An 8,693-nucleotide genomic window follows, 5' to 3' on the forward strand; every position below is an offset into this window, starting at 1 on the left:
GGGGGCGGGGGCCGCGGTCCCCCCGGCGCCTACGGCGCCCCCGCCGGCCATCAGCAGACCGGCAGCGGACGCCGCGAGGACACGCCTCGCGCGTTGTGCTTGCATGAGAAATACCTTTCGTTCCATCGCTTCTCGCGACCCCTTCGTGGGTGCACGAGATTGATGGCCGCCGCCGCAGGAGAACTACGGCGCGGTCTCAGGTGTCACCGCATGTTTTCAGGAGGCACGCACTCGACCGCCGACGCCTCAAGCACCATTCGCGCGGGGTCGCGCCCATGACTGCTGGGGCCCAGGTCCCGCGGTACCGGGACCGGGTCGGCCGATCACACTGCCCGTACGGTGCAGCTTTCAACAAAAGAGCTTAGTCCCGCATGCGCAAATCGGCATCTTGGCGGCCCCACCGGCAGCCTCCCGGAGCTCGAAATTGCGGCCAGCCGCACCGTCCGCGCACTCACCGACCTCGCCGCACGCCCGCCGCCAAGGTCCACGGCGACGTAGCCGACGCCGCCTGGTCCCAGACCTTGACGTGGATCGCCGGTGCACGTGTCAGGCACCAGGGCAGTGCGCTGCCTGAGCCGTGCCCACTCTTCGCCGCTCTCGGTGATCGACGCTCAGATCCGATCCTGGACCTGGCCCACAGTTTGGCCCGCGAACGGGGCCAACTCCCTTGCGGAGTGAGCGGCGGCAGCGCTCTCCGCCGGGCCGCAGGTGCGGCCGTGAGCGGTAAGCCACAGTGATCACGGCGCCGGATCCCCTCACTGCCGCAGGAAGCATCGAGGGACCGAAGGGACTGTGAGACACGGTCCAGGGCCACAGGGAGCAGAGGCTGATCGTGCATCCATGCCGGCGGCCCAAGGGCTGTCCCGCAATGATCAAGAAACCTCGTGGCAGCGTTGATGGCTCGCTTGGCCCACCGTCCCGTGCCAGTCGACGGCCCGCTGCTTCTTGTGTGTTGGCCGCCGCGAATCACGACTACCTGCCTACCGCGGAAAGGATGGCGAGGCTGAGTGTGAGGCCTGCCGCGAAGGCCACGCCACTGCGAGAGAGCGCTGTCGGCATGGCCGCGCCTTCCCAGCGGGCGAGTGCGTAGGCGATCACCGCGACCACGAGGGAGAGGAGAACTGCCAGCGTCAGCGCGAGAAGCAGGAATGCTGAGGAGTTATGGCTCATGTGTGCACCGCCTGGGAGGTGTGGTGTCCGGTGGGGTATTACGACGATTACCGGGCCAGACCTGCTGGCGGGGGGGTTGGATGTTTCTCCGGTCACAACGGGGGTTGTCCGGGGACAACCAGGTGGGGAGGGTGAGTGAACGTGAGACGGCCGGGGCGGCCCTGGGGACTGCCTCGGGGTTCGTGTGCCGAGATCAATCAACTGGTCGGACTGGTGCGGTCGTGGCTTGATGAGGCCTCTGTACCGGTGACCGCGCTCCACAGGCGACTGACGCCCGACCATTTCGTCGACAAGACCGTGCCAGAACTGCGCAAGCTTCGAGATCTACTGGCAGGGGAGGCGCTGGTGTGGGATCTGGTCGAAGCCGTGGCCGACGTGTGTTTTCCTCTCGAGCCGGCCGAGCTGACCCGGCTGCGTCTCGAAGCGGCGCGCGAGTTGTGGGACCTGGCACAGACAACTCCAACACCGGTCGAGGCGACGCAGGAACTCACACTCACCCGGGAGATGCTGGCGGCCAAGGACCGCATCATCGCACTGCAGGAGGAGATGCAGCGCGTTCAGCAGGCCTATACGGCAAGTGAACGTGGCCGGCAACAAGCCCTTCAGATCGCCACGTTGCTGTTCATCATGCTGGGGCAGGCGCAGGCGCAGGTCGCGGAACTCCAGCGTCGGGTCGACGCGCTGCAGACGCTGCCGGCCAGCGATGCCGAGGCGCACCAGGCGCTGGAGCGGCGCCTGTCCCGGGCACAGTCGCAGCAGGTGGAACTACGCGATCAGCTCTCGCGTGCCGAACAGGAGCGGGACACCGCCCAGCAAGTCGCCGACCACGCGGCACGCCGTATTCAGATGCTGGAGGCGGAGCTGGCCGAGCTGCGTCTGCGGATGGGAGACGACCCTCAACTGCCGCAGGAGCCGACACTGCAGCCGCAGCTGCTACAGCCCGCTTTGCCGGAGCTCGATCCCGGCGAGGCGGCGTTGGATGATGTCGCCCTGACCCTGGGGAAGATGCGTGCCGCTCTCGATGAGGAGCACGATTCCGTTCAACAGGCCGCCGACGATGCGGGATACCCGACGGTCCCTGCTTCCGCCACCACCCATGTTTATAGAGCAACCATCGTGCCGGGTCAGGTGCAGCGCCGCCCTGAACCGCCATCGACCCCGCCGGCAAGATCCGACGCGTTTCCGGGGTTGTCCCGAACAACCCCGGACAACCCCCTCACCAGGCCCGACACGCCTGCCTTGCCAGACGATGCCGCTCTGCATGCAGAACAGGGCGTCCTACGAGAGCCGACGACTTCCGAGCGGACCGCGGGAAGCGGCCGTCTTCCGCAGCCGCGTATCTGGGGAAACCTGCCGCCGCGCAACCGGAACTTCACCGGCCGTGCGGCTCAGCTGGAGGTGCTCGAGCATCACCTGTCCAAGAGCTCAGCCACGGTCGTCCAAGAGGCCATCCTCGGCATGGGCGGCGTCGGCAAGACGCAACTCGCCATCGAGTACGCCTACCGCCGTCAGTCGACATACGACATCGTGTGGTGGATCCCGGCCGAACGGCCGGGCCAGATCACGCAGGCGCTCGTTGAACTGGCGCGACGGCTGGGGCTCGAGACCACAGCCGAAGCCAACATCGCGATTCCCGCGGTGCGGGAGGCACTGCGCGAGGGCAGCCCGTACTCCCGCTGGCTGCTGATCTTCGACAACGCTGAGAGCCCGGAACACGTGCGCCCCTATTTCCCGCACGGCGGAGACGGGACGATTCTCGTCACCTCCCGCAACCGGCGCTGGAGCCAAACGGGTGAATCCCTCGAGGTCGACGTTTTCACGCGCCCGGAAAGCATCCAGCTGCTGCACCGCTCCGGACCGTCGTGGTCCCACGAGGACGCCGACATGCTCGCCGAGGCACTGGGGGATCTGCCGCTGGCTCTGGAACAGGCAGCCGCCTGGCGAGCGGAGACCGGAATGATCGCCTCCGACTATCTGCGGTTGTTCGAGAGCCGACGCTCGGAGTTGCTCGAAGTGGCGCCGCCGCCGGACTACTCGCTACCCGTCGCCGCAGCATGGAACGTCTCCCTCGATCACCTGGAGACCCGCAGCCTGGGCGCACTGCGCCTCCTGCAGCTGTGCTCGTACTTCGAGCCGGCTCCCATCTCCCGTTCCATCCTCGCCGACCACGGTCCTTCGGACATCGACCCCGCACTTGACCCTGTCCTCAACGACCCGCTGCGCCTGGCACGAGCCATCAGGGAGATCAACCGGTACTCGCTGGCTCGTGTGGATCACCGGACCAATTCCATCGAGATGCATCGCCTCGTCCAGCGGGTTCTGATCAACCGGATGACGCCCGAGGAACAGGTGCGTATGCGCGAGGGCGCTCACACACTGCTGGCCACAGCCGACCCCCAGACTCCTCAAGATCCGGCCACCTGGCCGCGGTACGCCGAGCTGTACGGACACGCCGTCGCCTCGGGCGCGATTGAGTGCCGCCAGCCCTGGGTGCGCGAGTTGGTGATGAACGCCGCCAAGTACCTCTACTTCCGAGGCAGCCACGACGACTCGCTGACCTTTTCGGAGGCGGCATGGATGACTTGGCGGACCAAGTTCGGCGAGGAAGACCGCACTGCACTCCAGATGGGACAGTGGTTTTCCCTGATGTGCCAGGTGGTGGGGCGGTTCGCCGACGCGGCCACGCTGGCTGACCGGCTCAGCGAGATCTACGCACGCACCACGCCCGAGGACGACGAGGACGCACTCGGCGCCCTTCAGCTCAAAGCAGCGGTACACCGTATCGAAGGCGAGTTCACCGCCGGCGCGGAGTCGGACCGGAAGGCGTACGAACGAGCCGTGCGATCCTTCGGAGAGGACGACCCTGTCACCCTCAGCATCAGCGACAGCCTCGGACGCAGTCTGCGTGCGATCGGCGACTTCCGGCAGGCTCTGGAACTGGACCGGCGCACCTTCGATCTCAAGGTACGTGTGTTCGGCAGCGACCATCAGCAAACCCTGATCACCCAGACCAACGTGGCCATCGGCATGGGAATGGCAGGCCACTACATCGATGCACGGGCCCTGTACGAGTCCCTGCTCAAGACCTACCAGCAGGCCTGGGGTCACGCCCACCCCTCGACCATCGCAGCGATGCGTCACCTCGGCGAGGCCTGTCGCACCGCGGGCGACTGCGTCCGCGCGCAGGAGCTGGCCACCGAGGCGTATACCGAATTCACGCGGCGCTACGGCCTGACCCACCCGCAGTCCCTCGCCTCCGCACTGACCCTGTCACTGGCGCTGATCGCCAACGGCGACTTGACGGCAGCCCAGGCCCGGGGCATCGAGGCGTGCGAAAGGTACCGCCAGACCTACGGCCGCCACCACCCGCACGCCCTGTCCGCTGACGTCGATCTGGCCGTCACCCTGCGTCTGCTGAATCAACTCGACGACGCGCATCATCTCAACACCGAGGCGCTCACGGCGTTCACCGACCACCTCGGCACCGATCACCCCCTCACCCTCGTCTGCGCCGTCAATTCGGCCAGCAACCTGGCCGCACTCGGTCGTCACGAGGAGGCGACGGCGAAAGGCAGGGACACCCTGGACCGGTGCCGGGCCACGTTCGGAGAAGACCACCCCACCACGCTGGTGTGCGCGGGCAACTTGTCCATCGACCTGGCTGCCACCGGCTCAGAGCTTGACGCCGTCACGCTGCGCGAGGAAACCCTGAAGCGCATGGAACGCATCCTCGACGCACCTCTGCTGCGAGTCGATCGGGATCGTGGCCCGCACCCGGACACGTGGCAGTTGCGCCACCATCGGCGAGCTGCCTGCCTCATCGACCCACTGCCGCTGTGAGTAGGCCCACGCCCGCTCTACCGACCCGTCAGCTGTTGTTCCGGGCCGGCGGCTACTGGTGGGACGGCGCCACCTGGTACCGGCCCGGGCAGGTCTGAGACCTGGCGCCGTGACGCCCGCTGGGTGGTCGATTCCAAGAGGTGGCGGCTTTGAGTGGACCCTTACGATGAGGGCCTTGGGTGCGGAGTTTGCGGGGGAGAACGTCTTATGGGTGGTTTGGCGGGGCTAGGGCGCCGGGGCGCACTCGCGCTGGGCGCGGTGACGGTGCTCGCGGCGTGTACGTCGACTGCGAAAAGCACAGATGGCCACGGAGTCCGTACGGACTCCGAACCGCTGGAACGTCGGTTCGCCGCGCTCGGCCCGCTCTCCCACGCACATTGGCTTGGCGTGGTGCTGGGCACGGAGTCGAGGGTGTCCGTTCCGGGTCCCGCTGATGTTCGTGTGGTGGGCTTCGCCCAGCTGAGAGCGGGTAGCGTCGCCGCCATTGCGGGGGCATCGAAGCGGGGTTTTCAGCCCGCGACACCGAGCCAACTGCCGAAGAAACTCGTGCGGTTCATGCCCAAGGGCGCCAGGTGGGTCCGTAGCGAGTCCTTCGACCTTCGGGTGACGGGCGGAAGGTATTCCGGCGCGTTCTACTTCGACCGGGGTGCGGACTGGGTCTACTTCGACACGACAAATCCGAGCGTTGTCTCCAGCTCCGGACCGTGATCGGGTCTCCTGGTCCGGCCACGCAGACGATACGAGGGCGTCCGGAGTCATTGTGTGACGAACGACTGTGAGGATTGATCACGCCGCTCGGCAGGCCTGACCCACCGAACGATTGACGCTTCGAGCTGTCTTCTCCAGGAATCGTCGGCCGGCTGGGCGGCGCTTTGCACGCGGCCGGTCGGGCGCCTGTGACCTCATAGGAGCCCGGCCAAAGGTCCCATCACAGTCTTGTCCTGACGCCCGACCGGCCCGTGCGATCCCTCGCGCATCGCACGGAAGGACAGCAAGACCCAGCATGGCAGACCAGATCGTGGTGGTCGGCGGCGTGGACACCCACACCGACTTCCACCAGGCCGCGGTGATCGACTCCATCGGCCGTCACCTGGCCACCGCAGCGTTTCCCACCACCCCCGACGGCTACCGCCGCCTGCTGGAGTGGATGCGTACGCACGGCGAGGTCCTCGCCGTCGGAGTGGAAGGGACAGGCGCCTACGGCTCTGAACTCGCCCGGTTCCTGGGGTCGAACGAGGTCACCGTCGTGGACGTGGACCGCCCCGACCGAAAGGCCCGGCGGGCCAACGGCAAGTCCGACCCCGTGGACGCCTACGCGGCCGCGACCGCCGTCCTGTCCGGCCGCGCGAACGGCCGGCCCAAGACCGCAACGGCATCGTCGAGGCCATCCGGTCCCTGCGGGTGGTCCGCCGCTCGGCCATCAAGTCCCGCACCCAGACGATCAACCAGATCCGCACCCTCATCGTCTCCGCCCCCGCAGAAGTACGCGAACGCCTGCGCGGCCTGCCCACCTACCAGCTGATCACGCAGCTGGCCCGCTCCCGCCCCGGCACCGACCTCGCCGACCCGACCTGCGCGGTCCGCACCGCACTGCGGCGCCTTGCCCGCCGCTACCAGCACCTCACCGAGGAGATATCCGAGGCCGACGCCGAACTCGAACCCCTGGTCGCGCAGGCGGCCCCAGGCCTGGTCGAGCTAGTCGGTGTCGGCACCGAGACGGCCGCCCAACTCCTGATCACCGCAGGCGACAATCCCGACCGGCTGAAGTCCGAAGCCTCCTTCGCCCACCTCTGCGGAGCGTCCCCGATCTCCGCCAGCTCGGGGCGGACCAACCGCCACCGACTCAACCGCGGAGGCGACCGCCAAGCCAACCACGCACTCCACACGATCGCCCTCGTGCGCATGCGCTACGACCCACGCACACGGCTCTACGTCGCACGCCGCACAGCCGAAGGCATGTCGAAGAAGGACATCTTCCGCTGCCTCAAACGCTTTATCGCGCGCGAGGTCTACAAACGCCTGACCAGCACGAACATCCCACAAAAACTCCTACAGGCCGCCGCTTGACGATCTATAGGAGCTTCCTGGACACCCTCGCGATCGCACTCTGCATGAAGACCGACGACGTGCTGAAGGACTCGCCGCAGTACGGTCCGTGGCGCCCTGCGGTGGGCATCGCGCCCCTGCTCGGCGATGCCGAACCGGTGCCCCTGACGATCATGCAGTCCATGCTCGGATTCACTTCCGAGGCTCGGTTGCTGCGGGAGGCCCGGTTGCTGCGGTACGCCCGCACCCACTGCAGCACCTGTTTCCCTACCTGCCGCAGCAGCCCGGCCGCAACAAGCGGCTGCGCAGGGCCGCCGAGCTCATCCGGCGCGCGATCCGCGCACTGGCCGTCGGCACCACGTTGTAAACGGACGACGTGTGGGTCGTGGACTCCACGCCGTCGCCCGCGAGTTCGAGCAACAACTTGTGGAGCGGACATCCGGCCGCTGAGGCCGTCCCGCAAGGGCGAGGCCTAGCGAGCCGGATCACCACTGTTCAAGCCGCTGCGGCAGGTCATCGAGTCCATCAACGAAACCTTCAAGGGCCGGCTCCGCTCATTCATGATCACTGGCGCGGAAGACGGTAACAGTGCCCGTCAGCCCTCGGCCCGACGGGCGTCCCAGGAAAGGGAACGAAAATACATCCCCACCCGAAGCCGGAGTGCCTGGCCCGAGCCGGTGGCGCGAACGCTTCGTGCGCCGCGCGACAAGTAGGGGGAGAGACCGCCAACGGGCGGTCGGAGACGGAGACTTTGTGGAACCGGATCACGAGCACCAGGGCAGCGGTGACTGCGACGCCCTGATGACGCGGGCTGTGAGCGATCCGACCGCGTTCACGCCGCTGGTGGAACAGTTCTCGCCTGCCCTGCACAGCTACTTCGCCAGGCGCGTGCCCGGGGCCGCCGACGATCTGCTGGCCGAGGCATGGCTGCAGGCTTTCGCGGCGCGGCGCACCTTCGACGCCTCACGCGGATCGGCCCGAGGCTGGCTGTTCGGGGTGGCCCGTAACGTCCTGGCCGGGCACATCCGCCGCGCCGGGCGGAACACCACCACAGCCGAACACGCCGCCGTCGACCCGTGGGAAGCGGTGGACCAGCGGCTGGACGCCGCCGCCCTGGCCCCGGAACTGCGCCGGGCACTGGCCGAACTACCCGCCGAGGAACGGGAGTTGCTGCTGCTGGTGTCATGGGAGCAGCTGACGCCGACGGAGGCCGCAGCCGTGGTCGGGATCCCGGCCGGCACGGCTCGCTCCCGCCTGCACCGTGCCCGGGGCCGACTGCGGGAACGCCTCGCCCCCGTCCGCCACCTGACCTTGACGCAAGCCACACCCGCACGCATGGACCGGAAGGAATCGGCATGACCCAGCGACAGGACCTCCTCGACTTCCCCGGCGCCGAGGCGCTTGAGGCCGCGGGCCGCATCGAGCCCCCGGCACCGCGGGCCGTCGCCCACGCGCTGGCAGCGGTCCACGCCGCCGCGCGCCAGGAGACCACGCACCAGTCCATGCCGGCTCCCCCGCGGCGGCCTGCCGTCGCCCACCGCCGGCGGGTACAGGCGACGGCCGGGGGCCACCCCCCCCGGGGCCCCGGCGTGGGGGGGGGGGGGGCCCCCGGGGGCCCCCCGAGGCGGGGGCCCCCC

Annotated in this window: 4 protein-coding genes and 2 pseudogenes; 5 read left to right on the forward strand and 1 reads right to left on the reverse strand. The window is 68.2% G+C overall.

Annotation, left to right across the window (positions count from 1 at the left end):
• Positions 1 to 972: 972 nt before the first annotated feature.
• Positions 973 to 1,170, reverse strand: coding sequence for a hypothetical protein (locus ACFW2E_RS12055; protein ID WP_384465263.1), 198 nt, complete (start codon positions 1,168 to 1,170; stop codon positions 973 to 975).
• 246 nt (positions 1,171 to 1,416) lie between these two features.
• Here ACFW2E_RS12055 and fxsT point away from each other — a divergent pair, with 246 nt between their 5' ends.
• The 5 genes and pseudogenes from fxsT to ACFW2E_RS12080 form a co-directional block, all read left to right on the forward strand.
• The gene (fxsT, locus tag ACFW2E_RS12060; RefSeq protein ID WP_384465266.1) at positions 1,417 to 5,010 is read left to right on the forward strand and encodes an FxSxx-COOH system tetratricopeptide repeat protein; all 3,594 of its coding nucleotides are present in this window, start codon (positions 1,417 to 1,419) and stop codon (positions 5,008 to 5,010) included.
• Positions 5,011 to 5,268: 258 nt separating this feature from the next.
• Positions 5,269 to 5,718 carry a hypothetical protein gene (locus ACFW2E_RS12065; RefSeq protein ID WP_384465269.1) on the forward strand — a complete coding sequence of 150 codons (450 nt, stop codon included), beginning with the start codon at positions 5,269 to 5,271 and terminating at the stop codon, positions 5,716 to 5,718.
• A 295-nt stretch (positions 5,719 to 6,013) separates the two neighbouring features.
• A pseudogene (locus ACFW2E_RS12070) lies at positions 6,014 to 7,077 on the forward strand (IS110 family transposase).
• A gap of 732 nt (positions 7,078 to 7,809) precedes the next feature.
• Complete coding sequence (locus tag ACFW2E_RS12075) at positions 7,810 to 8,415, forward strand: RNA polymerase sigma factor (protein WP_384465272.1); 606 nt, start codon at positions 7,810 to 7,812, stop codon at positions 8,413 to 8,415.
• A pseudogene (locus ACFW2E_RS12080) lies at positions 8,412 to 8,693 on the forward strand (hypothetical protein); the annotation flags it as partial. The gene ACFW2E_RS12075 and the pseudogene ACFW2E_RS12080, both read left to right, overlap by 4 nt.

Source organism: Streptomyces sp. NPDC058964, from assembly GCF_042741275.1.
Classification (GTDB): domain Bacteria; phylum Actinomycetota; class Actinomycetes; order Streptomycetales; family Streptomycetaceae; genus Streptomyces.